The organism is Sphingomonas sp. EC-HK361 (assembly GCF_902498785.1).
In the GTDB taxonomy this organism is placed as follows: Bacteria; Pseudomonadota; Alphaproteobacteria; order Sphingomonadales; family Sphingomonadaceae; genus Sphingomonas.
In genome coordinates this window covers 1157554-1181776 of sequence record NZ_LR701494.1, presented here as the reverse complement: position 1 = coordinate 1181776, position 24223 = coordinate 1157554, and the positions used below count along the sequence as shown (strand labels likewise).

At 65.5% G+C, this 24223-nt stretch carries 33 protein-coding genes; 30 read left to right on the top strand and 3 right to left on the bottom strand.

The genetic code is table 11. From position 1 onward, the window contains the following. The first annotated feature begins 19 nt into the window (after positions 1-19). The 27 genes from fusA (at position 20) to BOS5A_RS12865 (ending at position 18226) form a co-directional block, all read left to right on the top strand. Positions 20-2113 (top strand): elongation factor G, encoded by a 2094-nt coding sequence (gene fusA / locus BOS5A_RS12995; RefSeq protein ID WP_151955502.1) that lies wholly within the window; start codon positions 20-22, stop codon positions 2111-2113. Between the two features lie 109 nt (positions 2114-2222). Continuing rightward, positions 2223-3416, top strand: coding sequence for an elongation factor Tu (gene tuf / locus BOS5A_RS12990; RefSeq protein WP_151955501.1), 1194 nt, complete (start codon positions 2223-2225; stop codon positions 3414-3416). A gap of 164 nt (positions 3417-3580) precedes the next feature. Continuing rightward, the gene (gene rpsJ / locus BOS5A_RS12985) at positions 3581-3889 is read left to right on the top strand and encodes a 30S ribosomal protein S10 (RefSeq protein WP_007406109.1); all 309 of its coding nucleotides are present in this window, start codon (positions 3581-3583) and stop codon (positions 3887-3889) included. 253 nt (positions 3890-4142) lie between these two features. After that, entirely contained in the window at positions 4143-4895 is a 753-nt protein-coding gene (gene rplC, locus BOS5A_RS12980) for a 50S ribosomal protein L3 (protein ID WP_151955500.1), read from the top strand. 2 nt (positions 4896-4897) lie between these two features. Next, positions 4898-5515, top strand: coding sequence for a 50S ribosomal protein L4 (gene rplD, locus BOS5A_RS12975; protein ID WP_151955499.1), 618 nt, complete (start codon positions 4898-4900; stop codon positions 5513-5515). Continuing rightward, positions 5508-5828, top strand: coding sequence for a 50S ribosomal protein L23 (locus BOS5A_RS12970; protein WP_151955498.1), 321 nt, complete (start codon positions 5508-5510; stop codon positions 5826-5828). The genes rplD and BOS5A_RS12970 overlap by 8 nt, the downstream gene beginning before the upstream one ends. Continuing rightward, positions 5828-6661, top strand: a complete 834-nt coding sequence (gene rplB, locus BOS5A_RS12965) for a 50S ribosomal protein L2 (RefSeq protein ID WP_151955497.1) — start codon at positions 5828-5830, stop codon at positions 6659-6661. Before BOS5A_RS12970 ends, rplB begins: the two co-directional genes overlap by 1 nt. Then, on the top strand, positions 6661-6936 hold the full coding sequence (gene rpsS, locus BOS5A_RS12960; RefSeq protein WP_151955496.1) for a 30S ribosomal protein S19: 276 nt from the start codon (positions 6661-6663) through the stop codon (positions 6934-6936). Before rplB ends, rpsS begins: the two co-directional genes overlap by 1 nt. Next, positions 6936-7313: a 50S ribosomal protein L22 gene (gene rplV, locus BOS5A_RS12955; RefSeq protein ID WP_151955495.1), complete on the top strand. Its 378-nt coding sequence runs from the start codon at positions 6936-6938 to the stop codon at positions 7311-7313. Before rpsS ends, rplV begins: the two co-directional genes overlap by 1 nt. Further along, the gene (gene rpsC, locus BOS5A_RS12950; RefSeq protein ID WP_151955494.1) at positions 7313-8020 is read left to right on the top strand and encodes a 30S ribosomal protein S3; all 708 of its coding nucleotides are present in this window, start codon (positions 7313-7315) and stop codon (positions 8018-8020) included. Before rplV ends, rpsC begins: the two co-directional genes overlap by 1 nt. A 9-nt stretch (positions 8021-8029) precedes the next feature. Then, positions 8030-8464 (top strand): 50S ribosomal protein L16, encoded by a 435-nt coding sequence (gene rplP, locus BOS5A_RS12945; protein ID WP_151955493.1) that lies wholly within the window; start codon positions 8030-8032, stop codon positions 8462-8464. Position 8465: 1 nt separating this feature from the next. Further along, complete coding sequence (rpmC, locus tag BOS5A_RS12940; protein ID WP_151955492.1) at positions 8466-8690, top strand: 50S ribosomal protein L29; 225 nt, start codon at positions 8466-8468, stop codon at positions 8688-8690. Between the two features lie 11 nt (positions 8691-8701). Beyond that, a complete protein-coding gene (gene rpsQ, locus BOS5A_RS12935; RefSeq protein WP_151955491.1) occupies positions 8702-8992 on the top strand; it encodes a 30S ribosomal protein S17 in 291 nt (96 codons plus the stop codon). A gap of 59 nt (positions 8993-9051) precedes the next feature. Further along, the gene (gene rplN, locus BOS5A_RS12930) at positions 9052-9420 is read left to right on the top strand and encodes a 50S ribosomal protein L14 (RefSeq protein ID WP_151955490.1); all 369 of its coding nucleotides are present in this window, start codon (positions 9052-9054) and stop codon (positions 9418-9420) included. Then, positions 9420-9737 (top strand): 50S ribosomal protein L24, encoded by a 318-nt coding sequence (rplX, locus tag BOS5A_RS12925; protein ID WP_151955489.1) that lies wholly within the window; start codon positions 9420-9422, stop codon positions 9735-9737. Before rplN ends, rplX begins: the two co-directional genes overlap by 1 nt. Further along, complete coding sequence (rplE, locus tag BOS5A_RS12920; RefSeq protein ID WP_199857365.1) at positions 9730-10326, top strand: 50S ribosomal protein L5; 597 nt, start codon at positions 9730-9732, stop codon at positions 10324-10326. Before rplX ends, rplE begins: the two co-directional genes overlap by 8 nt. 39 nt (positions 10327-10365) lie before the next feature. Beyond that, positions 10366-10671, top strand: a complete 306-nt coding sequence (gene rpsN / locus BOS5A_RS12915) for a 30S ribosomal protein S14 (protein WP_151955488.1) — start codon at positions 10366-10368, stop codon at positions 10669-10671. 10 nt (positions 10672-10681) lie between these two features. Continuing rightward, positions 10682-11077, top strand: a complete 396-nt coding sequence (gene rpsH / locus BOS5A_RS12910; RefSeq protein ID WP_151955487.1) for a 30S ribosomal protein S8 — start codon at positions 10682-10684, stop codon at positions 11075-11077. Further along, the gene (gene rplF / locus BOS5A_RS12905; protein ID WP_151955486.1) at positions 11077-11610 is read left to right on the top strand and encodes a 50S ribosomal protein L6; all 534 of its coding nucleotides are present in this window, start codon (positions 11077-11079) and stop codon (positions 11608-11610) included. The genes rpsH and rplF overlap by 1 nt, the downstream gene beginning before the upstream one ends. Then, the gene (gene rplR, locus BOS5A_RS12900; protein WP_151955485.1) at positions 11610-11960 is read left to right on the top strand and encodes a 50S ribosomal protein L18; all 351 of its coding nucleotides are present in this window, start codon (positions 11610-11612) and stop codon (positions 11958-11960) included. Before rplF ends, rplR begins: the two co-directional genes overlap by 1 nt. A 3-nt stretch (positions 11961-11963) precedes the next feature. Continuing rightward, the gene (gene rpsE / locus BOS5A_RS12895; RefSeq protein WP_151955484.1) at positions 11964-12734 is read left to right on the top strand and encodes a 30S ribosomal protein S5; all 771 of its coding nucleotides are present in this window, start codon (positions 11964-11966) and stop codon (positions 12732-12734) included. A gap of 5 nt (positions 12735-12739) precedes the next feature. Then, positions 12740-12916: a 50S ribosomal protein L30 gene (gene rpmD / locus BOS5A_RS12890; RefSeq protein ID WP_151955483.1), complete on the top strand. Its 177-nt coding sequence runs from the start codon at positions 12740-12742 to the stop codon at positions 12914-12916. 98 nt (positions 12917-13014) lie between these two features. Beyond that, positions 13015-13557 carry a 50S ribosomal protein L15 gene (gene rplO, locus BOS5A_RS12885; protein ID WP_151955482.1) on the top strand — a complete coding sequence of 181 codons (543 nt, stop codon included), beginning with the start codon at positions 13015-13017 and terminating at the stop codon, positions 13555-13557. A 177-nt stretch (positions 13558-13734) separates the two neighbouring features. Further along, on the top strand, positions 13735-15099 hold the full coding sequence (gene secY / locus BOS5A_RS12880) for a preprotein translocase subunit SecY (protein WP_151955481.1): 1365 nt from the start codon (positions 13735-13737) through the stop codon (positions 15097-15099). Positions 15100-15131: 32 nt separating this feature from the next. Continuing rightward, entirely contained in the window at positions 15132-15785 is a 654-nt protein-coding gene (locus BOS5A_RS12875; RefSeq protein ID WP_151955480.1) for an adenylate kinase, read from the top strand. Positions 15786-16175: 390 nt separating this feature from the next. Continuing rightward, complete coding sequence (locus BOS5A_RS12870; protein ID WP_151955479.1) at positions 16176-16868, top strand: winged helix-turn-helix domain-containing protein; 693 nt, start codon at positions 16176-16178, stop codon at positions 16866-16868. Between the two features lie 8 nt (positions 16869-16876). Further along, positions 16877-18226 carry a sensor histidine kinase gene (locus BOS5A_RS12865; RefSeq protein WP_151955478.1) on the top strand — a complete coding sequence of 450 codons (1350 nt, stop codon included), beginning with the start codon at positions 16877-16879 and terminating at the stop codon, positions 18224-18226. 14 nt (positions 18227-18240) lie between these two features. On the opposite strand, the gene BOS5A_RS12860 is transcribed toward BOS5A_RS12865, so the two are convergent. Next, a complete protein-coding gene (locus BOS5A_RS12860) occupies positions 18241-20037 on the bottom strand; it encodes an ABC-F family ATP-binding cassette domain-containing protein (protein ID WP_151955477.1) in 1797 nt (598 codons plus the stop codon). Here BOS5A_RS12860 and BOS5A_RS12855 point away from each other — a divergent pair. From BOS5A_RS12855 to BOS5A_RS12845, 3 genes are all read left to right on the top strand, one after another. Beyond that, on the top strand, positions 20036-20437 hold the full coding sequence (locus BOS5A_RS12855) for a hypothetical protein (protein ID WP_442800517.1): 402 nt from the start codon (positions 20036-20038) through the stop codon (positions 20435-20437). The two genes, BOS5A_RS12860 and BOS5A_RS12855, sit on opposite strands and share 2 nt — an antisense overlap. 45 nt (positions 20438-20482) lie before the next feature. Then, a complete protein-coding gene (locus BOS5A_RS12850; RefSeq protein ID WP_151955476.1) occupies positions 20483-21148 on the top strand; it encodes a response regulator transcription factor in 666 nt (221 codons plus the stop codon). An 85-nt stretch (positions 21149-21233) separates the two neighbouring features. Beyond that, the gene (locus tag BOS5A_RS12845) at positions 21234-22541 is read left to right on the top strand and encodes a sensor histidine kinase (protein WP_151955998.1); all 1308 of its coding nucleotides are present in this window, start codon (positions 21234-21236) and stop codon (positions 22539-22541) included. Between the two features lie 52 nt (positions 22542-22593). On the opposite strand, the gene BOS5A_RS12840 is transcribed toward BOS5A_RS12845, so the two are convergent. Further along, positions 22594-23139: a fasciclin domain-containing protein gene (locus BOS5A_RS12840; RefSeq protein WP_151955475.1), complete on the bottom strand. Its 546-nt coding sequence runs from the start codon at positions 23137-23139 to the stop codon at positions 22594-22596. A gap of 84 nt (positions 23140-23223) precedes the next feature. Next, positions 23224-24219, bottom strand: a complete 996-nt coding sequence (locus BOS5A_RS12835) for an LLM class flavin-dependent oxidoreductase (protein WP_151955474.1) — start codon at positions 24217-24219, stop codon at positions 23224-23226. Between the last annotated feature and the right edge of the window lie 4 nt (positions 24220-24223).

The following is a 24223-nucleotide window of genomic DNA, read 5'->3' as shown; positions in this document are numbered from 1 at the left end:
CTCGTAAGGATCAACGATCATGGCCCGCAGCCATCCGCTCGAGCGCTATCGCAACATCGGCATCATGGCGCATATCGACGCCGGCAAGACGACGACGACCGAGCGCATCCTCTATTACACCGGCAAGTCCTACAAGATCGGCGAAGTGCATGAAGGCACCGCGACGATGGACTGGATGGAGCAGGAGCAGGAGCGCGGGATCACGATCACCTCGGCGGCAACCACCTGCAAGTGGCGCGCCGAAGAGGGCAAGGGTGAAGAGCACCTGATCAACATCATCGACACGCCCGGCCACGTCGACTTCACGATCGAGGTCGAGCGGTCGCTGCGCGTGCTCGACGGTGCGGTCGCGTGCTTCGACGGCGTTGCCGGCGTGGAGCCGCAGTCGGAGACGGTGTGGCGCCAGGCGGACAAGTACAAGGTTCCGCGGATGTGCTTCGTCAACAAGCTCGACCGCACCGGCGCCGATTTCTACTTCTGCGTCGATTCGATCATCGAGCGCCTGGGCGCGCGCCCCGCAGTGCTGTATCTGCCGATCGGCATCGAGGGCGGGTTCAAGGGCCTGGTCGATCTGGTCGAGAACCGCGCGATCATCTGGCTCGAGGAGAGCCTGGGCGCGAAGTTCGAATATCAGGACATCCCCGATGACCTGAAGGAAAAGGCCGCGAAGTATCGCAGCGACCTGATCGAGATGGCCGTCGAGCAGGACGACGACCTGATGGAGGCGTATCTCGAGGGCAACGAGCCGTCGACGGCGGACCTGAAGAAGCTGATCCGCAAGGGCACGCTCGGCATGGCGTTCGTGCCGATCGTCTGCGGCTCGGCCTTCAAGAACAAGGGCGTGCAGCCGCTTCTCGACGCCGTCGTCGATTATCTGCCGAGCCCGCTCGACATTCCCGACGTCCAGGGCGTGAAGCTCGACGGCGAGACCCCGGATTCGCGTCCGGCGTCGGACAGCGCGCCGATGTCGCTGCTCGCGTTCAAGATCATGAACGATCCGTTTGTCGGCTCGCTCACCTTCGCCCGCATCTACTCGGGCACCCTCACCAAGGGTCAGTATCTGAACTCGGTGAAGGACAAGAAGGAGAAGATCGGCCGTATGCTGCTGATGCATGCGAACAGCCGCGAGGACATCGAGGAAGCGCGCGCCGGCGACATCGTCGCGATCGCGGGTCTGAAGGAAACGACGACCGGCGACACGCTGTGCGACACGGCGAACCCGATCATCCTCGAGCGGATGGAGTTCCCGGAACCCGTCATCGAGCTGTCGGTGGAGCCGAAGACGAAGGCCGACCAGGAAAAGATGGGCATCGCGCTCAACCGCCTGGCCGCCGAGGACCCCTCGTTCCGCGTCTCGACCGATCACGAATCGGGCCAGACCATCATCAAGGGGATGGGCGAGCTCCACCTCGAGATCCTGGTCGATCGCATGAAGCGCGAGTTCAAGGTCGAGGCGAATGTCGGCGCGCCGCAGGTGGCGTACCGCGAATATCTCGGCAAGAAGGTCGATATCGACTACACCCACAAGAAGCAGTCGGGCGGCTCGGGCCAGTTCGGCCGCGTGAAGGTGACGGTGATTCCGGGCGAGCGTGGTTCGGGCTACCAGTTCTTCGACGAGATCAAGGGCGGCAACATCCCGCGCGAATATATCCCGTCGGTCGAGAAGGGTTTCCGCGAGACGGCCGAGACCGGGCACCTCATCGGCTTCCCGATCATCGACTTCGAGGTGCATCTGACGGACGGCGCGTATCACGACGTCGACTCGTCGGCGCTGGCCTTCGAAATCTGCGCGCGCGGCGCGATGCGTGAAGCGGCCGCCAAGGCCGGCATCAAGCTGCTCGAGCCGATCATGAAGGTCGAGGTCGTGACCCCGGAAGACTATCTGGGCGACGTCATCGGCGACATGAACAGCCGTCGCGGGCAGATCCAGGGCACCGACAGCCGCGGCAACGCGCAGACCGTCGAGGCGATGGTGCCGCTGGCCAACATGTTCGGCTACGTCAACCAGCTGCGCTCGTTCACGCAGGGCCGCGCGCAGTATTCGATGCAGTTCTCGCACTATGACGAAGTGCCGCAGAACGTCGCGGACGAAGTGAAGGCCAAGCTTGCCTGACGTGCTTCGGCGCGCTGGGCTGGCATAACTCGAAAACAGTCGTTATGGGGCCGCGTTCGCGCGGGTCCCCACGGCGGCAAAGCGAATGCGAATCAGAAAGTAGGAAACAATGGCCAAGGCAAAATTCGAGCGGAACAAGCCGCACCTCAACATCGGCACCATCGGTCACGTCGACCATGGCAAGACCTCGCTGACCGCAGCGATCACGAAGGTTCTGGCCGAGACCACCGGCGGCACCGCCGTGGATTTCGCCAACATCGACAAGGCGCCGGAAGAGCGCGAGCGCGGCATCACCATCTCGACCGCGCACGTCGAGTATGAGACCGCCAACCGCCACTATGCGCACGTCGATTGCCCGGGCCACGCCGACTATGTGAAGAACATGATCACCGGCGCGGCGCAGATGGACGGCGCGATCCTGGTCGTGTCGGCCACCGACGGCCCGATGCCGCAGACCCGCGAGCACATCCTGCTCGCGCGCCAGGTCGGCGTGCCGGCGATGGTCGTCTTCATGAACAAGGTCGACCTGGTCGACGACGAGGAAATCCTCGAGCTGGTCGAGCTGGAAATCCGCGAGCTCCTGTCGAGCTACGATTTCCCGGGCGACGATATTCCGATCATCAAGGGCTCGGCGACCTGCGCGCTGTCGGGTTCGAACGACAAGTTCGGCAAGGATGCCGTGACCGAGCTGATGAAGGCGGTCGACGAGTATATCCCGCAGCCGGAGCGTCCGCTCGACAAGCCGTTCATGATGCCGATCGAGGACGTGTTCTCGATCTCGGGTCGCGGCACCGTCGTCACCGGTCGCGTCGAGACCGGCATCGTCAAGGTCGGTGAGGAAGTCGAGATCGTCGGCATTCACCCGGAAGTCCGCAAGACGACCGTCACCGGCGTCGAGATGTTCCGCAAGCTGCTCGACCAGGGCCAGGCCGGCGACAATGTCGGCGCGCTGATCCGCGGCGTCGCTCGCGACGAAGTCGAGCGTGGCCAGGTGCTCTGCAAGCCGGGCTCGATCAAGCCGCACACCGACTTCTCGTCGGAAGTCTACGTCCTGTCGAAGGATGAAGGCGGCCGTCACACGCCGTTCTTCGCGAACTACCGTCCGCAGTTCTACTTCCGCACCACGGACGTGACCGGCACCGTCGAGCTGCCCGAGGGCACCGAGATGGTCATGCCCGGCGACAACGTCGCGCTCGGCATCAAGCTGATCGCGCCGATCGCGATGGACGTTGGCCAGCGCTTCACGATCCGCGAAGGCGGCCGCACCGTCGGTGCAGGCGTCGTCAGCGCGATCTCGAAGTAAGCTTCGAAAAAGAAAAGTGGCCGCCCGGCCCCGGAAACGGGGTTCGGGCGGTTGCTTTTTTATGAGGGCGTCTGTAAGCGCGCCCCTTCGGTTTTCGTTTTGAACAGCAAGAGCCCCGAATTCGTGAGAGTCACGGGGCCCGCTCTTTCGCATCGGTAGGGATCATGGACAGCAATATCCGCATTCGCCTGAAGGCGTTCGACCATCGCGTGCTCGATCAGGCGACCGGCGACATCGCCGACACCGCCCGCCGCACCGGCGCGCTCATTCGCGGTCCGATCCCGTTGCCGACGCGCATCGAGAAGTTCACGGTCAACCGTGGCCCGCACATCGACAAGAAGAGCCGCGAGCAGTTCGAGGTGCGCACCTACAAGCGCATGCTCGACATCGTGCAGCCGACCCCGCAGACGGTCGATGCGCTGATGAAGCTCGACCTCGCAGCGGGCGTTGACGTGGAGATCAAGCTGGCCTAATGGGCCGCATCCCGCGGTTGACGTCGAGTCCCGCGGGTTTGTCGTTCCCGGTGGTCGGGAGCGGTTTTGGACCCCGCCATGGTGGGGCGCCGGACAAGCAGAGATACCGCCGCCGGCCTTCGGGCTTGCGGGACAGCGTCTCCCGTCTTGCTTCCTTCGGAGGCAGCCAGCCCGGGACGGGGGCACGCTTCGCACATCCGGGCTGACACGCACTTCGCAATACCGCGATGTGCCTCTGTGAGGAGTATGGATCATGCGTACCGGCGTGATCGCGAAGAAGATGGGGATGACCCGCCTGTTTCAGGACGACGGTCGGCACGTGCCGGTCACCGTTCTGCAGATCGAGGCACTGCAGGTCGTTTCCCGCCGCGAGATGAATACCGACGGCTACACCGCCGTCCAGCTTGGCGCTGGCGTTGCCAAAGCCAAGAACGTCGCGAAGCCGCAGCGCGGCCATTTCGGCAAGGCCGAAGTGGAGCCGAAGGCGATCGTTGCGGAGTTTCGCGTGACCGAGGACAATCTCCTCGACGTCGGCGCCGAGCTGTCGGCCGATCATTTCGTCGCTGGCCAGATGGTCGATATCCAGGGCCGCACCCAGGGCAAGGGCTTTGCCGGCGCGATGAAGCGCTGGAATTTCGGTGGTCTGCGCGCGACGCACGGCGTGTCGGTCTCGCACCGCTCGCACGGTTCGACCGGTAACCGTCAGGATCCGGGCCGCGTCTTCAAGAACAAGAAGATGGCCGGCCACATGGGCGACCGCAACCGCACCCAGCAGAACCTCGAGATCGTCGGCACCGACGCCGAGCGCGGCCTCATCTTTGTCAAGGGTTCGGTCCCGGGCTCGAAGGGCGGCTGGCTGTTCGTGAAGGACTCGGTGAAGGTCAAGGCCCATGCCGACGCCCCGTATCCCGCCGGCCTGAAGCAGGCTGCCAATACCAACACTGCCGCCGATACGCCCGCCGAAAGCGCGGACGCCCCGGCTGCGACCGACGGCCAGGAGGGCTGAACGTGAAGGTCAAGGTTCAATCCTTCGATGCCAAGGCGAAGGCCGCGGACGTCGAGCTCAACGACGAGGTCTTCGGCCTCGATCCGCGCGCCGACATTCTGCACCGCGTCGTGACGTGGCAGCTGGAAAAGCGTCGCGCCACCGCACGCGGCACTCGTGAGCGCGCCGATGTCGCGCGTTCGGGCAAGAAGCTCGGTCGCCAGAAGGGCGGCGGTGTCGCCCGTCACGGCGATCGCCGTGCACCGGTGTTCGTCGGCGGCGGCAAGGCGCACGGCGCCCGCGTCCGTGACTTCAACCCGTCGCTGAACAAGAAGATTCGCGCGCTTGGCCTGAAGATGGCGCTGTCGAGCCATGCCAAGGCGGGTTCGCTGGTCATCCTCGATGCATTCGACGTCGCCAAGACGAAGGATCTGAAGGGTCACTTTGCGACGCTGAACACCGGCAAGCGCACGCTGGTCATCGACGGCGACGCAGGCGAGGCATTCCGCGCCGGCCGCAACCTCGTCGGCGTCGACATGCTGCCGGCAGTGGGCGCGAACGTCTATGACATCATCAAGGCCGACACGCTGGTTCTGACCCGCGCGGCCGTCGAGAAGCTGGAGGCGCGCTTCAATGGCTAAGAAGCAGAAGGCGGCGGTCGATAACCGCCACTACGACGTCATCGTCGCGCCGCACATCACCGAGAAGTCGACGCTCCTGAGCGAAAACAACGCGGTCGTGTTCAAGGTCGCCGGCGATGCCACGAAGCCCGAGATCAAGGCCGCCGTCGAGGCGATCTTCGACGTGAATGTCACGAACGTGAACACGATCGTCCAGAAGGGCAAGACGAAGCGCTGGAAGGGTGCACCCTATCAGCGGTCCGACATGAAGAAGGCGATCGTCACGCTCAAGGCCGGGCAGTCGATCGACGTTACCGAGGGGGCCAAGGCGTAATGGCACTCAAGCATTACAATCCGACGAGCCCGGCGCGCCGTGGTCTCATCCTGGTCGACAAGTCGTCGCTCTGGAAGGGCAAGCCCGTCAAGGCGCTTGTCGAGGGCAAGAACAAGACCGGCGGCCGCAACAACAAGGGCCATGTGACCTCGCGCGGGATCGCGGGCGGTCACAAGCAGAAATACCGCTATGTCGACTTCAAGCGTCGCAAGTGGGACGTCGAGGGCACGGTCGAGCGGCTGGAATATGATCCCAACCGCACCGCGTTCATCGCGCTGGTGAAGTATGCCGACGAAGAGCTGGCCTACATCATCGCGCCGCAGCGTCTGGCGGTCGGCGACAAGATCATCGCGGCGAAGAAGACCGACGTGAAGCCGGGCAACGCCATGGAGCTCGGTCAGATGCCGGTCGGCACGATCGTCCACAATGTGGAGATGAAGCCGGGCAAGGGCGGTCAAATCGCGCGGTCGGCAGGCACGTATGTGCAGGTCGTCGGTCGCGACAAGGGCATGGTGATGGTCCGCCTGAACTCGGGCGAGCAGCGCTATATCCGCAGCGATTGCATGGGCACGGTTGGCGCGGTGTCGAACCCCGACAACCAGAACCAGAATCTCGGCAAGGCCGGTCGCAGCCGCTGGATGGGCAAGCGTCCGCTGACCCGCGGCGTCGCCAAGAACCCGGTCGACCATCCGCACGGTGGTGGTGAAGGCCGCACGTCCGGTGGCCGTCATCCGGTCACCCCTTGGGGCAAACCGACCAAGGGTGCGCGCACCCGCCACAACAAGGCGACGGACAAGATGATCATCCGCAGCCGCCACGCGAGGAAGAAGTAATGGCTCGCTCCGTCTGGAAAGGCCCGTTCGTCGAACTGAGCCTGCTGAAGAAGGCAGAAACCGCCCAGGACTCGGGCGGCCGCGCGCCGATCAAGACCTGGTCGCGCCGCTCGACGATCCTGCCGCAGTTCGTTGGCCTGACGTTCAACGTCTACAACGGCCGCAAGTTCGTGCCGGTATCGGTCAACGAGGACATGGTCGGCATGAAGCTGGGTGAGTTCGCGCCGACGCGCTACTTCCCCGGCCATGCCGCGGACAAGAAGGGCAAGCGCTGATGTCTAAGCCAGCATCCCCCCGCAAGGTCGGCGAGAAGGAAGCCCTCTCGGTCGGCACGCAGATCCGTGGATCGGCGCAGAAGCTCAACCTGGTTGCCGGGCTCATCCGCGGCAAGAAGGTCGGCGATGCGATGAACATCCTTCAGTTCTCCACGAAGGGCATGGCAGTCGACGCGCGCAAGGTGCTGGCGTCTGCCATCGCCAATGCGGAGAACAACCACAACCTCGACGTCGACGCGCTCGTCGTCGCCGAGGCGTCGGTCGGCAAGTCGATCACGATGAAGCGCTTCGCGACCCGCGGCCGTGGCAAGTCCACCCGCATCCTGAAGCCGTTCAGCCGTCTGCGCATCGTCGTGCGCGAGCAGGAAGAAGCATAATGGGTCACAAGAGCAACCCCATCGGCCTGCGTCTGCAGATCAACCGCACGTGGGACAGCCGCTGGTTCGCCGAAGGCGCGGACTATGGCCGTCTGCTGCTGGAAGATCTGAAGATCCGCCAGTATATCCTGAAGACGCTGCCCCAGGCGGCGATCTCGAAGGTCGTTATCGAGCGTCCGGCCAAGCTGTGCCGCATCTCGATCTATGCCGCGCGCCCCGGTGTCATCATCGGCAAGAAGGGCACCGACATCGAGAAGCTCAGGAAGACGATCGGCGGGATGACCTCGTCGGACGTGTCGCTGAACATCGTCGAGATCCGCAAGCCCGAGGTTGACGCCAAGCTCGTCGCACAGGGTATCGCCGACCAGCTCGAGCGTCGTATCGCTTTCCGCCGCGCGATGAAGCGTGCGGTGCAGTCCGCGATGCGTCTCGGTGCCGACGGCATCCGCGTCGCGTGTGGCGGTCGCCTTGGCGGCGCCGAGATCGCGCGGTCGGAAAGCTACCGCGAGGGCCGGGTGCCGCTGCACACGCTGCGCGCCAACCTCGACTATGCCGAAGCCACCGCGCACACCGCCTACGGCGTGTGCGGAGTGAAGGTCTGGGTGTTCAAGGGCGAAATCCTTGGCCATGACCCGATGGCGCAGGACCGGCTGATGATGGAGGCACAGACCTCCGGCGTGCGCCCAGCGCGCGATGATCGCCGATAGGAACGGATCATGCTGCAACCGAAAAAGACCAAGTTCCGCAAGGCCTTCAAGGGCCGCATCCACGGCGATGCGAAGGGCGGCACCAGCCTCAACTTCGGCTCGTATGGGCTGAAGGCGATGGAGCCGGAGCGGATCACCGCGCGTCAGATCGAGGCGGCCCGCCGCGCGATCACGCGCCACATCCGCCGTCAGGGCCGTTTGTGGATACGCGTGTTCCCGGACGTTCCGGTTTCGTCGAAGCCTGCCGAAGTCCGCATGGGCAAGGGCAAGGGCTCGCCGGAATTCTGGGCTGCGCGCGTCAAGCCGGGCCGGATCCTGTTCGAGCTCGACGGGGTCGAGGGCAAGATCGCCGCTGAGGCGTTCGAGCGGGCAGCGATGAAGCTGCCGATCAAGGTGAAGGTCGTCGCCCGTCTCGGCGACACCTCGCATCTCGGAGGCGAGTGAGATGGCCAAGGCGAGCACCAAGACCAAGACCAAATCGGATTTCGTCGGCAAGACCGACGACCAGCTCGGCGAGAGCCTCGGCGAGCTGAAGCGCGAGCAGTTCAACCTCCGCTTCCAGGCGGCCACGAACCAGCTCGAGAAGCCGAGCCGCGTGCGTGAGGTCCGTCGGGACATTGCGCGCATCAAGACTCTCCAGGCGCAGCGCACCGCTGCTGCCGGCAAGTAAGGAACGAGCACATGCCAAAGCGCGTGCTGACCGGGCTGATCGTCTCGGACAAGGGCGACAAGACGGTGGTCGTGAACGTGGAGCGCAAGGTTCGCCACGCGCTCTACGGCAAGATCATCCGCCGCTCGAAGAAGTACCACGCCCATGACGAGGCGAACGAGTACAAGCAGGGCGAAACCGTGCGGATCGAAGAGACCGCACCGATCTCCAAGCTGAAGACCTGGAAGGTCGTCGATCGCGTGAACACTCATGCGACGCCGGAACGGGTCGACCTGGCGGGCGAAGAAGCCGCTTCGGCGTAAGTTTTAACCAAGGCGGGGCTGGGTCAGAAATCCACCCCAGTTGAGAAGGAACCGGATCGATGATCCAGATGCAGTCCAATCTCGACGTCGCTGACAACAGCGGCGCGAAGCGGGTGCAGTGCATCAAGGTGCTTGGCGGGTCCAAGCGCCGCACGGCAGGCGTTGGCGACATCATCGTCGTCAGCATCAAGGAGGCGCAGCCGCGTGGCCGCGTGAAGAAGGGCGACGTTCACCGCGCGGTGATCGTGCGGACCCGCAAGGACATCCGCCGCGCGGATGGCTCGGTGATCCGTTTCGATTCGAACGCGGCGGTGCTGGTCAACAAGAACGAGGAGCCGATCGGCACCCGTATCTTTGGACCCGTCGTTCGCGAGCTTCGCGGCAAGAAGCACATGAAGATCATCTCGCTGGCTCCGGAGGTTCTGTAATGGCCGCTGCCAAGATCAAGAAGGGCGACAAGGTCATCGTCCTGTCCGGCAAGGACAAGGGCAAGACCGGCACCGTCACCATCGCGATGCCGAAGGACGGCAAGGTCGTGGTCGAGGGCGTGAACATCGCGACCCGCCACAGCAAGCCGAGCCAGGCCGATCCGCAGGGCGGGCTGAAGCGCGTCGAGGCGCCGCTGCACATTTCGAAGGTCGCGCACGTGACCGCGGACGGCAAGCCGACCCGCGTCCGTTTCGAGACCAAGGACGGCAAGAAGGTCCGCGTGGCCGTCAAGACCGGAGACAAGATCGATGGCTGAGAAGAACGCCGCCGCCTACACGCCGCGCATGCGGCAGATGTATGACGAGCGAATCGTCAAGGCGATGACCGAAAAGTTCGGTTACAAGAACGCGCTCGAAGTGCCGCGGATCGAGAAGATCGTGCTCAACATGGGCGTCGGTGAGGCGACCCAGGACAAGAAGCGCGTCGATCAGGCCGCGTCGGAAATGGAGCTGATCGCCGGACAGAAGCCGGTCGTCACCAAGGCGAAGAAGTCGATCGCGCAGTTCAAGCTGCGTGAGGGCATGCCGATCGGCGTGAAGGTCACCCTTCGCCGCGAGCGGATGTACGAGTTCCTCGACCGCTTCATCACGATCGCGCTGCCGCGCGTCCGCGACTTTCGTGGCCTCAACCCGAAGTCGTTCGATGGCCGTGGCAACTATGCCTGCGGCCTGAAGGAGCAGATCGTGTTCCCCGAAATCAACTATGACCGCATCGACAAGGTGCGCGGCATGGATGTGATCGTCGCGACGACCGCGAAGACCGACGACGAGGCGCGCGAGCTTCTTCGCCTGTTCGGCTTCCCGTTCCCGATCGAGGAAACCGAAGAAGAGAAGAAGGCGGCGTGAGCCACCTGTGTTCGAATTGGAAGAAGAGAGCTTAAGTCCATGGCGAAACTGAGTTCGGTGAACAAGAATGAGCGTCGCAAGAAGCTGGTCGCGCAATATGCGCCCAAGCTTGCGAAGCTGAAGGCCCAGGCCAACGACACGTCGCTTGACGAGACCGAGCGTCTCATCGCGCGGCTTAAGATGGCCGAACTGCCCCGCAACGCGAACCCGACGCGCATCCGCAACCGCTGCGAGCTGACGGGCCGTCCGCGCGCCTATTACCGCAAGTTCCGCCTCTGCCGCGTGCAGCTGCGCGATCTGGCCAACAAGGGCCTGATCCCGGGCGTCACGAAGTCGAGCTGGTAAGGATCAAGAGATGGCAGTGACCGATCCCCTGGGTGACCTGCTCACCCGCATCCGCAACGGCCAGCGCGCGAAAAAGGACTCCGTCCTGACGCCTGCGTCGAAGCTGCGCGCCCGCGTGCTCGACGTGCTGCAGCGCGAGGGCTATATCCGTGGCTACAGCGACGAGCAGATGGGCCCCGTGCCCGGCATCCGCATCGAGCTGAAGTATTTCGAGGGCCAGCCGGCGATCAAGCATGTCGCGCGCGTTTCGAAGCCGGGCCGCCGTATCTATTCGGGTTCGCAGGATCTTCCGCGCGTCCGCAACGGCCTTGGCATCACGATTGTCTCCACGCCTCGCGGCGTTCTCTCGGACGCGGAAGCGCGCGAGCAGAATGTCGGTGGCGAAGTGCTGGCGGAGGTGTTCTGATGAGCCGCATCGGCAAGAAGCCGGTCACCGTGCCTTCGGGCGTGACCGCGACGATCGAGGGCAAGCAGCTGAGCGTCAAGGGTCCCAAGGGCACCCTGAACCTCGCGCTGCGCGACGAGATCACCTACACGCTGGAGGATGGCGGCATTTCGGTGCAGCCGGCCAACGAGACGAAGCAGGCACGCGCCTTCTGGGGCATGCAGCGCACGATGGTGCAGAACCTGGTCACCGGCGTGACCGATGGTTTCACCAAGAAGCTGCTGATTACCGGCGTCGGCTACCGCGCCGCCGCCCAGGGTCGCAAGCTGAAGCTTCAGCTCGGCTACAGCCACGACGTCGATATCGAGATTCCGGAAGGTCTCGAGGTCAAGACGCCCGACCAGACCACCGTCGAGATCAGCGGTGCGGACAAGCAGAAGGTCGGCCAGCTGGCCGCCGAGATCCGCCGCTGGCGCAAGCCGGAGCCCTATAAGGGCAAGGGCATCAAGTACGACGGCGAATATATCTTCCGCAAGGAAGGGAAGAAGAAGTGATGACCAAGGGACTGTCTCTCTTCGAGAAGCGGCGCCGCCGCAACCGCACTGCGCTCCGCGCGCGGGCCGGCACGCGTCCGCGTCTGTCGGTGCACCGTTCGGGCAAGCACATCTACGCGCAGGTGATCGACGATGCCGCCGGCACGACGCTGGCTTCGGCATCGACGCTGCAGGGTCACGACGGCGCGACGTCGAACGTCGATGCGGCATCGGCGGTCGGCAAGCGCGTGGCGGAAGCCGCAAAGGCTGCCGGCGTCACCCAGGTGGTGTTCGACCGCGGTGGTTTCCTGTTCCACGGCCGCGTGAAGGCGCTGGCCGAAGCCGCGCGCGAAGCCGGATTGGAGTTCTAAGACATGGCTGACGAGAACAACCAGGCCGAGGCGCCCGTCGCCGAAGCAGCAGCCCCCGAAGCAGCACCGCAGCAGTCCGGCTATCAGGGCCAGGGCGGTCCCGGCGGCGGCGGTCGCGGTCGTGGCGGTCCCGGTGGCGGCGGTGGTCGCGGTCGTGGCGGCCCGGGCGGCAATCGCGGTGGCCGTGACGGCGGTCGCGGTCGCGACGGTCGTGGTCGTGGCGGCCCCGGCACGGACGATGGTGGCGAGGAGCTGATCGAAAAGCTCGTCCACATCAACCGCGTCTCGAAGACGGTGAAGGGCGGCAAGCGTTTCGGCTTCGCAGCACTCGTCGTCGTTGGCGACGGCAAGGGTCGCGTCGGCTTCGGTCACGGCAAGGCGCGCGAAGTGCCGGAGGCCATTTCCAAGGCCACTGCGGCTGCGAAGAAGGCGATGGTCCGCGTGCCGCTGAAGGATGGCCGCACGCTGCATCACGACGGCAACGGCCACTTCGGTGCCGGCCGCGTGACGCTACGCTCGGCGCCGCAGGGCACCGGCATCATCGCGGGCGGCCCGATGCGCGCCGTGTTCGAATCGCTCGGCGTTGCCGATGTGGTGACCAAGTCGGTCGGCACGTCCAACCCCTACAACATGATCCGCGCCACCTTCGAGGCTCTGGGCGACCAGACTTCGCCGAAAGCGGTGGCGCAGCGTCGTGGCAAGAAGATCGCCGATCTGCTCGGCCGCGGTGGGTCGCAGACCGCCGAGGCTGACGCCGCGGCCGTCACGGAGTAAGCGACATGGCGACCATCAAGATCAAGCAGACCGGTTCGCCGATCCGCCGCACCAGCGATCAGCGCGCGACTCTGATCGGCCTTGGCCTCAACAAGATGCACCGCGTCTCGGAATTGCAGGACACCCCCGAGGTGCGCGGCATGATCCGCAAGGTGCAGCACATGGTGGAAGTGCAGGACTGAGGTCCGGCATACTTCCACGTGACAAATATGGGGAGGGGGGCTAACCGGCCCCCTTCTCTTTTCCATCAGCGCGACAAAAGCGAAAGCGAGTGCAAATCATGAAGCTCAACGAACTCCGCGACAATGCAGGTGCCCGCAAGTCCAAGATGCGCGTCGGACGCGGCATCGGCTCGGGCAAGGGCAAGACCGCCGGCCGCGGCCAGAAGGGTCAGAAGAGCCGCGAGGGCGTGTCCATCGCCGGCTTCGAAGGCGGCCAGATGCCGCTCCACATGCGTCTGCCGAAGCGCGGCTTCAACAACATCTTCGCTAAGGATTATGCCGAAGTGAACCTGGGCGCGATCCAGAAGGCGGTCGATGCCGGCAAGATCGAAAAGAACGCGACGCTCGACCATGATGCGCTGAAGGCCGCTGGCCTTGCGCGTGGCGGCAAGGACGGCGTCCGCCTGCTCGCCAAGGGCGAGCTGACGACGGTGCTGTCGTTCTCGGTGGCCGGCGCGTCGAAGGGCGCGATCGAGGCGGTCGAGAAGGCTGGCGGCAAGGTCGACGTGATTCATGTCGTCCCCGCCGCCGAGAAGGCCGCTGCCAAGAAGGGTGTGATGTACAAGGAACGCCAGGCGAAAAAGGCCGCGTTCAAGGCTTGAAGCTTTGCACCCCGGCGAAGGCCGGGTTCCGGTAGCGGGCCGCCCGCGACTGGTCCTGGTCTTCACCGGGGTAGAAAACGCTCTGGCGGGTTAGACAAGCCACCAAGCGTGACTATATGGCGGCGGGGGCGGTAAAACGTCTTCCCGCCGTTTTTGTTTCCTAGGACGTTTGAACGCATGGCATCCGCAGCCGACCAGATGGCGCAAAGCATCAGCCTGTCGAAATTCGCGCAGGCGACCGACCTCAAGAAGCGGTTGTGGTTCACGATCGGCGCGCTGATCGTGTTCCGGATGCTCAGCTACGTGCCGCTGCCGGGGATCGATCCCACCGCACTCGGCCTGCTGTCGCAGCAGACCCAAGGCGGCGTGCTCGATTTCTTCAACACCTTCTCGGGCGGCTCGCTCAGCCGAATGTCGCTGATCGCGCTCGGCGTGATGCCCTATATCACCGCCTCGATTGTCGTGCAGCTCGCGACGTCGCTGTCGCCGCAGCTCGCCGCGATCAAGAAGGAAGGCGAGAGCGGCCGCAAACGGCTCAACCAGTATACGCGTTACGGCACCGTCGCACTGACCGCGGTGCAGGGCTATTTCATCGCGGTCGGGCTGGAGGCGCTGGGCGCCAATCAGGGCGTCCAGGCGGTGATCGAGCCGGGGATGCTGTTCCGCATCGGCGCGGTCGTCAGCCTTATCGGCGGCACGATGTTCCTGATGTGGCTGGGCGAACAGATCACCAGCCGCGGGATCGGCAACGGCGTCTCGCTCATCATCATGGCCGGCATCGTCGCGCATCTGCCCACGACGCTTGTCAATCTTCTGGAAGGCGGCCGTTCGGGCAGCGTCGATGCGGTGCGGCTGATCGGCATCGTCGTTGCGGTCGCGTTCCTCGTCCTCTTCATCTGCTTCATGGAGCGTGCGCAGCGCCGCATCCTGATTCAATATCCCAAGCGCCAGACGCAGCGCGGCATGCAGGCGGATCGCAGCCACCTGCCGCTCAAGATCAACACCGCCGGCGTCATCCCGCCGATCTTCGCCTCGTCGCTGCTGCTGATGCCGCTCACGATCAGCCAGTTCGCCGGTCAGCGTGTCGCGGGCGAGAGCGCGTGGGGCGATTTCATCATCAGCCTGAACCAGTATCTCCAGCACGGCTCGCCGGTGTATATGGCGCTCTATGGTGCTGGCATCATCTTCTTCTCGTTCTTCTACACCGCGGTCGTCTTCAACCCCGAGGAAACGGCGGAGAATTTGAAGCGGCACGGCGGGTTCATCCCCGGCATCCGTCCGGGCAAGAACACCGAGCAGTATTTCGATTACGTGCTGACCCGCATCACCGTCATCGGTGCCGCGTATCTGACGATCATCTGCCTGCTGCCCGAATATCTGGTGACGGCGCTGCAGATTCCGTTCTACCTCGGCGGCACGAGCCTGCTGATCGTCGTGAACGTGACGATGGACACGGTCACGCAGATCCAGTCGCATCTGCTGGCGCACCAGTATGGTGATCTCATCAAGAAGGCCAAGCTCAAGGGCGGACGTCTCCGGTAAAATAGAAACGGACGAATGGGAGTGCGTTCGCGGTGAACATCATCCTGCTTGGGCCGCCGGGGGCGGGCAAGGGCACGCAGGCGAGCCAGCTCGTCGAAACGCGCGGCATGATCCAGCTGTCGACCGGCGACATGCTGCGTGCCGCGGTCAAGGCGGGCACTGCGGTCGGGCTGAAGGCCAAGGCGGTGATGGACGCAGGCGAGCTCGTCTCGGACGAGATCGTCTCGGGGATCATCGGCGAAGCACTCGACGCGCTGCCGCTGACCACGGGCGTGATCTTCGACGGCTATCCCCGCACCGCTGCACAGGCGCACGCGCTCGACGATATTCTGTCGACACGCGGCCGCACGCTCGATTTCGTGATCGAGCTCGAGGTCGACGAGGCGCAGCTGATCGAGCGCATCGTCGGGCGCTATACCTGCGCGAAGTGCGGCGCGGGGTATCACGACACCTTCAAGAAGCCCAGGGTCGCCGGCGTTTGCGACGTCTGCGGTTCGACCGAATTCAAGCGCCGTCCGGACGATAATGCGGAGACGGTGCGCACCCGCATGGCCGAATACCGTGCCAAGACCGCGCCGATCCTGCCGATCTATGAAGCGCGCGGTCTTGTGCGGCGCGTCGACGGCATGGCCGACATCGCGCATGTCAGCGCCGCGATCGATGCGATCCTGGGGGCGATGGGTTAAGCGCGAGAATAATCCTCCCCTGGAAGGGGAGGGGGACCAGCCGTAGGCTGGTGGAGGGGTGTCGCGCTATCGAAAGGGCGATACCCCTCCGTCAGCGCTACGCGCTGCCACCTCCCCTTCCAGGGGAGGATTTCGCCAATCCACGCCCATGACGCATTTGTCATGTCGGCTTCACCGCTTTGACCGCGGCGAGCGTGTATTTCCGCTTCAACGACGGATGACAGGTCCATCGCAATTGAGCTTCAGCCCACGTTCCGCGCCGGCGATCGCCCAATGGAACGCCAAGGCCAGAACCGAGATCGGTGCCCGACACTCCCGGGGGTGCCGTGGGGCCGGCGGGAAGTTCGCTTCCCGCCGGCTTTCCTATATAGGCCGGGAACGGAGACGCCGATGAGCCGCAAGATCCTGATTGTCGAGGATGATGCCGCCACCCAGACCTACCTGCAAAAGGGGCTGGTCGAGGCTGGCTATGCCGTCGAGGCGTGCGCCGACGGGCGCGACGGCCTGTTCCTCGCCAGCGAAGGGATTTTCGATCTCATCATCGCCGACCGGATGGTGCCGGGGCTGGACGGGCTGGCGATGGTTAGCGCGATTCGCGCCGCGGGGCTGGCGACACCGGTGCTGATCCTCTCCGCGCTCGCCAGCGTCGATAACCGCGTCGATGGCCTGCGCGCCGGCGCCGACGACTATCTGTGCAAGCCGTTCTCCTTCGCCGAGCTTTCCGCGCGGATCGAAGCGCTGACCCGCCGCACCGATCGTGCGGCAGCCGAGCCGCAGAAGACGCGGCTTGAGGTCGGCGATCTGGAAATCGACCTGCTCGCCCGATCCGTGATGCGGGCCGGGCGCAGCATCCCGCTGGGGTCGCGGGAATTTTCGCTGCTCGAATACCTCGCGCGTCATGCGGGGCAGGTCGTGACCCGGACGATGATGCTGGAAAAAATCTGGAACTATCATTTCGATCCGGGCTCGAACGTGGTCGACGTTCATATCGGCCGCTTGCGCCGCAAGCTGGAGGAGGGATATCCCACCCCCATTCTCCACACCGTGCGCGGCGCCGGCTACAGGCTCGCCGCCGAAGCCTAGGAGCCTGAATGCGGCTGTCGGTTACCGCGCGCATCGCGCTCCTCACGATCGCGCTGGCGCTGGTATCGAACTTCGCCGTCATCCTCTTCGTCTGGAAGCAGACGCATGACGACGCGATCGCGGGCATCCGCCGCGATGCGATCGAGCAGGCCGACGCGCTGCAGGGCGTGTATCGCACCAGCGGCGTCGTCGCGCTGCGCGCGGCGATCGACGATGCGCATGGATCGGGCGACACCACCCTGATCGCCGAACTGCTGAGCCCGGACGGTCGCCGGCTGACCGGAACAGGCCCCTCGGCTTTGACCCGCCGGCCGCTGGAGCCGGTCGCCTTCCACATCGGCACGCTCGGCAACGAGCAGCCCTGGGGCCAGCACGATGCGGGCTACACCATCCGCCGCGTCGGGCCATATTGGCTGCTCTACGGCCGTCTGCTCGCGGTGGTCGAGCAGGAACAGCGCGCGGTCGAGCGGGCGCTGGCGGTCGCGGTGCTCGTATCGCTCGCCCTCGGCATCATCGGCGGGCTTGTGGTGTCGCGCTACGTCGCGACCCGGCTCGTGCGGATCGCCGGCGTCGTCGAGGCGGTCGAGGCGGGGGATTTGTCCCCGCGCGTGCCGATCCTGATGGGGGGGCGGGGCGATGCCTTCGACCGGCTGTCAGCACGCCTCAATGCGATGCTCGACAAGGTGGAGCGGCTGATGGCGGAACTGCGCGTCGTCACCGACAGCCTTGCGCACGACTTGCGCTCGCCGCTCACGCGGCTGCGCACGAAGACCGAAAATGCGGTGCTCATCGCCGATCCGCAGGGGCGCGAGGCGGCGCTGAGCGGGCTGCTGACCGAAACCGACATCGTCATGCGGATGTTGACGATGGTGATCGAGATCAGCCGCGCCGAGCAGGTGACCCGCGACCGTTTCATCGCGGTGGCGCCCGCGGAACTTGTCGAGGAGATCGGCGAGCTCTACGAACCCGTTGCCGAAGATGCGGGAATCGACTTTTCGGTGGCGCTGGATGCTGAGCCGGCGCCGCGGCCGATCCACCGCGAACTGCTGACCCAGGCGGTCACTAACCTGATCGACAATGCGATCCGCCACGGTGCGGGCGGCGCGATCACGCTGCGGCTGGCGGAGACCGCGCGCGCGGTCTGCATCCAGGTCGAGGATCGCGGCCCGGGCATTGCAGAGGCGGATCGGGCGCAGGCGCTCAAGCGCTTCGGCCGGCTCGACTTGGCGCGGTCCAAGCCGGGAGCGGGGCTCGGCATGGCGCTGGTCGAGGCGGTGGCCCGGCTGCACGACGGGCGCTTCGAACTTGACGACAACGCGCCCGGCTTGATCGCGAGGATCGTGCTGCCGAGGGCCTAGGCTTCCCGCGCTGTCTACCCCAGCGCCTCGACCTGCTCTGCCAGTTCCAGCCAGCGCATCTCCGCCGTCTCCTTGTCCGCGCGCACCTTCGCGATTGCTGCGCTCAGCCGGTCGAAGGCGGCGGGATCGCGGGCGTAGAGGCCGGGATCGTGCAGAGCAGCCTCGTCGCGCGCGATGGCGGCGTCGAATTCCTCGATCCGCTTGGGCAGCAGATCGTAATCGCGCTGATCCTTGTAGCTGAGTTTCGCGCGGGTCGGGGTGGTGGGTGGTGGCGGTGGCGGCGCCTTCGTCGCAGGGCGCTTGGCGGGCGCGGTGCGCTGCGCGCGCTGCCGCTCCCAATCCTCATACCCGCCGACAACGATATCGACCGTCCCCGATCCATCGAGCCCAAGCGTCAGGGTGACGGTGCGATCGAGGAAGTCGCGATCATGGCTGACGATCAGCACCGTGCCCTCGTAATCCGCGATCACTTCCTGCAGCAGGTCGAGCGTTTCGAGATCGAGATCGTTGGTCGGCTCGTCGAGCACCAGCAGATTGGACGGCCGGGCGAACTCGCGCGCCAAAAGCAGCCGCGATCGTTCGCCGCCCGACAGCGTGCCGATCTTCGCCTCCGCGATCGACGGATCGAAGAGAAACTCCTTGAGATAGCCGTGGACGTGCTTGCGCGCGCCCTGCACGTCGATCCAGTCGCCGCCGTCAGCCAACACTTCGCGAACACGCTTTTCGGGCGCCATCAGGCTGCGCTGCTGATCGATGACGATACCGTCGAGCGTCTTCGCGCGCTTGATCCGCCCCGCATCGGGTTCGATCTCGCCGGTCAGCAGCTTCAGCAGCGTCGTCTTGCCCGCGCCGTTGCTGCCGACGATGCCGATCCGGTCGCGGCGCGTGACGCGGAGTGTGAGGTCGCGGATGATCGTGCGTTGAGCGCTTCCGGCGCCATAAGCCTTGGTGACATGCTCGGCATCGATCACCACCTTCGTCTTGGTGTCGTCGGCCGCGATGGTCAGCGCGGCGGCCCCCTGCTGGCCGACCATCGCCGCGCGGACGGCGCGCATTTCCTTGAGTTTCGTGAGGCGACCCTGGTTGCGACGTCTGCGACCCGTGACGCCGCGCAGCAGCCAGTGCTCTTCGATCTTCAGCTTCGCGTCGAGCCGCTGCGCCTGGCGTTCTTCCTCGGCGGCGACCTGCTCGGTCCACGCCTCAAATCCACCGAAACCCACTTCGGCACGGCGGATCGCCCCGCGGTCGAGCCACAGCGTGCTTTTGGTCAGGCGGGTCAGGAAGGTCCGGTCATGGCTGATGACGACGAACGCGCCGCGAAAGCGCGAGAGCCAATCCTCCAGCCACTCGATCGCGGTGATGTCGAGATGGTTGGTCGGCTCGTCGAGCAGCAGGATATCGGGATCCTGCGCGAGCGCGCGGACGATCGCGGCGCGGCGACGCTCGCCACCCGATGCCGACGCCGCCTCGCGGGTGAGATCGATGCCGAGCTGGTCCGCGATCGCCTCCGCCTCATGGGCGAGCGGCGCGTCGTCGCCCGCCAGCACATAGTCGGCAAGCGTCGCGTGGCCCGCGACCGATGGGTCCTGTTCCAGCAGGATCACGCGGGTGCCGGGCACGATCGCGCGCCGTCCTTCGTCGGGCTCGATCCGCCCTGCGATAAGCTTCAGCAGCGTCGTCTTGCCCGCACCATTGCGGCCGATCAGCGCGAGCCGATCGCGCTGGCCGATGGCGAGGTCGAGATTGCGGAAGAGCCAGGCCGGGCCCTGGTTTAGGCCCAGGCCTTCGCAGGCGAGGATTGGTGCGGCCATGATCGAACGCGACCTAGGCGGCGCGGCGGTGACGGGCAAGGGTGTCGCGCGGCTGACGCGCACATTCACAGGCTGTTCAACCCTTGTCGTCCATGCAACACCCGTGAAGATGCTCCTCCCTTTGATTTTTCTCGGCCTCGTCGCCAACGCGCCCGCGCCCGACCAGCGGCGCGGCGGTGATCGCATGGAGGCGTGGCAGGCGACCCGCGAGGGGCGGATGCTGCCGCTTCGCGAGATCGAGCGGCGCGTGGTGCCGACGATGAAGGATGCGCAGTATCTCGGCTTCGACTTCGATAGCTCGACGAGCATTTACACGCTGAAGTTCCTGCGCGATGGGTCCGTCATCTGGGTCGATGTCGACGGGCGTTCGGGGCAAATCCTGGGGCGCACGGGGCGTTAGGTCCCGAATGACGCCAATCCACGCCATTTCCACAAGGGGACTGACATGCGCGTTCTGATCGTCGAGGACGAGCCGAACCTCGGCCAGCAGCTGAAGAACACCCTCGAAGGCGCGGGCTATGCGATCGATCTCGCGACCGATGGCGAGGAGGGGCACTTCCTTGGGTCTACCGAGAATTACGATGCGATCGTGCTCGATCTCGGCCTCCCCGAGATTGACGGGCTGACCGTGCTCGACCGCTGGCGCAAGGAGGGCAAGGTCACACCGGTGCTGGTCCTGACCGCGCGCGACAGTTGGTCCGACAAGGTCGCCGGGCTGGACGCCGGCGCCGATGATTATGTCGCCAAGCCCTTCCAGACCGAGGAACTGATCGCCCGTCTGCGCGCGCTGATCCGCCGCGCTTCGGGCAACGCGTCTTCCGAGCTCACCGCCGGCGATGTCCGCCTCGACACGCGGTCGGGCAAGGTCTCGCGCGGCGGTGAGCCGGTGAAGCTGACCGCGCAGGAATATAAGCTGCTGAGCTACCTGCTTCATCACAAGGGCAAGGTCGTCAGCCGCACCGAGCTGATCGAGCATATCTACGATCAGGATTTCGATCGAGATTCAAACACGATCGAGGTGTTCGTGACGCGCATCCGCAAGAAACTGGGTCAGGACGTCATCACCACGATCCGCGGCCTCGGCTACAGCCTGGAAGACCCGGAAGCCTGAGCCGGTGAGCGACGCGGACGCCACCACGGTGCCGGACGCCGTCGCAATCAACCGCCCGCGGCACACGGGGTCGCTGTCGCGGCGGATGATTCTGATCGCGGCGGCGTGGATCGGCGTGCTGCTGACCGGCGGCGGCTTCGCGCTGGACCGCGTGCTGTCGGCGGCGATCACGCGCAATTTCGACGATCAGCTGGAATATGTGCTGACCGCGCTTATCGTGTCCTCCGAAATCGGGCCCGAAGGCGAGGTGATCTTCAACCGCCAGCCCGCCGACCAGCGGTTCCTTGAGCCCAATTCCGGACTCTACTGGCAGGTGTCCGCCAGAAACCGCGAGCCGTTCCCGTCGCGCTCGCTGTGGGACCGCCAGCTTGCCTATGGCGACCCGCACGACGACCGCACCGTCCACTCCTATGACAGCGCGCAGTTTCCCGACGAGAAGCTGCGCATCGTCGAACGCGATGTGACGCTGCCCGGATCGAAGGTCCACTGGCGGTTCCAGGTCGCCGGTAGCCGGGACGGTCTGGACGCGCAGATCGCGGTGCTCAGGCGGACGCTGGTGCGCAGTTTCCTGTTGCTGGCGCTCGGGCTGCTCGCGCTCGCCTCGCTCCAGACGCTGTACGGGCTGTGGCCGCTGCGCAAGGTGCGCGAGGAGATCGCCCGGATGCGGGCCGGGCGGGCGACGCGCGTCGATGCGGGCATGCCGCGCGAGGTCGCGCCGATGGTCGAGGAGCTGAACGCGCTCATCGCGCATAACGAGGTGCAGGCGGAGGAGGCGCGGCGTCACGCCGGCAACCTCGCCCATGCGCTGAAGACCCCGCTGACCGTCATCATGAACGCCGCGACCGCGCAGCAGGCCGATCTGGCGGAGACGGTGATCCGCGAGGCGCGGACGATGCGGCGGCAGGTCGATCACCACCTGGCGCGCGCCCGCGCGGTCGGGCGGCGCGGGTCGGCGCATAGCCGCGCCGAGGTCTGGCCGAGCCTCGAATCGGTCGAGCGCGCGGTCGGACGGCTCTACCGCCACGTGCGTATTGACGTGGACGGCCCGCGCGATCTGCAGGTCCATGTCGAGCGGCAGGACCTCGACGAGATGCTCGGCAATCTGATCGAGAATGCCGCGAAATATGGTGGCGGCAGCGTTTTCGTGACGGTCGGCGCGCAGGCCGGCTTCGTCGAGTTCCTGGTCGAGGACGACGGCACTGGTATTCCGGAGGAAGAGCGCGTCCGCATCTTCGATCGCGGCGTGCGGCTCGACACGGGCAAGCCGGGAACCGGGCTCGGCCTCGCGATCGTGCGCGATGTCGCGGAGATCTATGAGGGCACGGTGAGCCTGGAGGAAAGCGAGGACCTCGGCGGTCTGCTCGTGCGTCTGCGGTTACCCGCGGCGAGCTGACCGCCGAGGCTGCCGGGCGGCGTCAACAGGGGAAACGCCGCCCGACAAACGGTTACGGCATCATCACCGTGTCGATGACGTGGATCATGCCGTTCGACTGATAGACATTGGCGATCGTGATCCGGCCCTTGTGGCCCTTGGCGTCCATGATCGCCCAGCCGTTGCCGGACTTCATGAACTTCAGCGATTCGCCCTGCACGGTCTTGTAGGTCGCGGTGCCGCCATGCGCCTTGGCATTGGCGGCGATCTGCGCCGCGGTGATCTTGCCCGGCACGACGTGATAGGTGAGGATCGCGGTCAGCTTCGCCTTGTTTTCGGGCTTCACCAGCGTATCGACGGTGCCCGCGGGCAGCTTTGCGAAGGCCGCATTGGTCGGCGCGAAGACCGTGAACGGACCCGGACCCGACAGCGTATCGACGAGCCCGGCTGCCTTGACGGCGGCGACCAGCGTCGTGTGGTCCTTCGAATTGACGGCATTCTCGACGATGTTCTTCGTCGGATACATGGCAGCGCCGCCGACCATCGGGTTGGTCTGGGCAGACGCGATCGTGCCGAGCGCGAGGGTCGCGCCGGCGAGGGTGAGAGACAAGCGGTTCATGGCACGTGATCTCCTGAAGCATCGTCGTTGCGATGCGTTCGGAGATACGGGCGCCGATGCGAACGGATGCACCGCGCGATACGATCAGGCGGGTTGCAGGGCGCCCATCGCTTCGGCGGTGAGCGTCAGGCTCCTCTTACGCGCCTGCGGGTCGTAGATCGCGCTCGCGACCATGACCTCGTCGACCCCGGTGCGGTCGACGAATGCCGCCATCTGCCGCGCGACCGTATCGCGCGTGCCGACCGCCGAGCATTGCAGCACATGATCGAGGATCGCTGACGCCTGTGTGCCAAGGCTCTCGCGGTAGCCGGCGACGGGCGGGGGGAGCTGGCGCGGATTGCCGGTGCGCAATGCGACAAACGACTGCTGCTGCGACGACGCGATCAGCTCGGCTTCCTCGGCCGTGTCGGCGGCGAAGACGTTGAACCCCGCCATCGCATAGGGCCGATCAAGGACCGCCGACGGCTTGAAATCACGCCGATAAATCGCGAGCGCCTGATCGAGCAGGTCGGGCGCGAAATGCGAGGCGAAGGCATAGGGCAGGCCGAGCGCCGCGGCGAGCTGCGCGCCGAACAGGCTCGATCCGAGGATCCACAGTTCCGGCTTCGCGCCGGCGCCGGGAGTCGCACGGATGCCGGTCTGGCCGTCGTCGGCGAAATAGCTTTGCAGCTCCAGCACATCGCGGGGGAAGGCGTTGGGGTCGGTTTCCAGGGTCCGCCTGAGCGCGCGCGCGACGCGCTGGTCCGATCCGGGCGCGCGGCCGAGCCCCAGATCGATCCGGCCCGGATACAGCGCATCGAGCGTCCCGAACTGTTCGGCGATCTGAAGCGGTGAATGGTTGGGCAGCATGATCCCGCCCGAGCCGACCCGGATGCTGCGCGTCGCGGCTGCGACATGCGCGAGCACGACCGACGTCGCGCCGCCTGCTATCCCGTCCATCCCGTGATGCTCCGCCACCCAGTATCGGTGGAAGCCGACGCTTTCGGCATGAGCGGCAAGGTCGGCGGCGTTGAGCAGGGCTTGGCGCACAGTGCCGCCTTCGACGACGGGGACGAGATCGAGCAGGGAAAGTTTCGTCATGCAA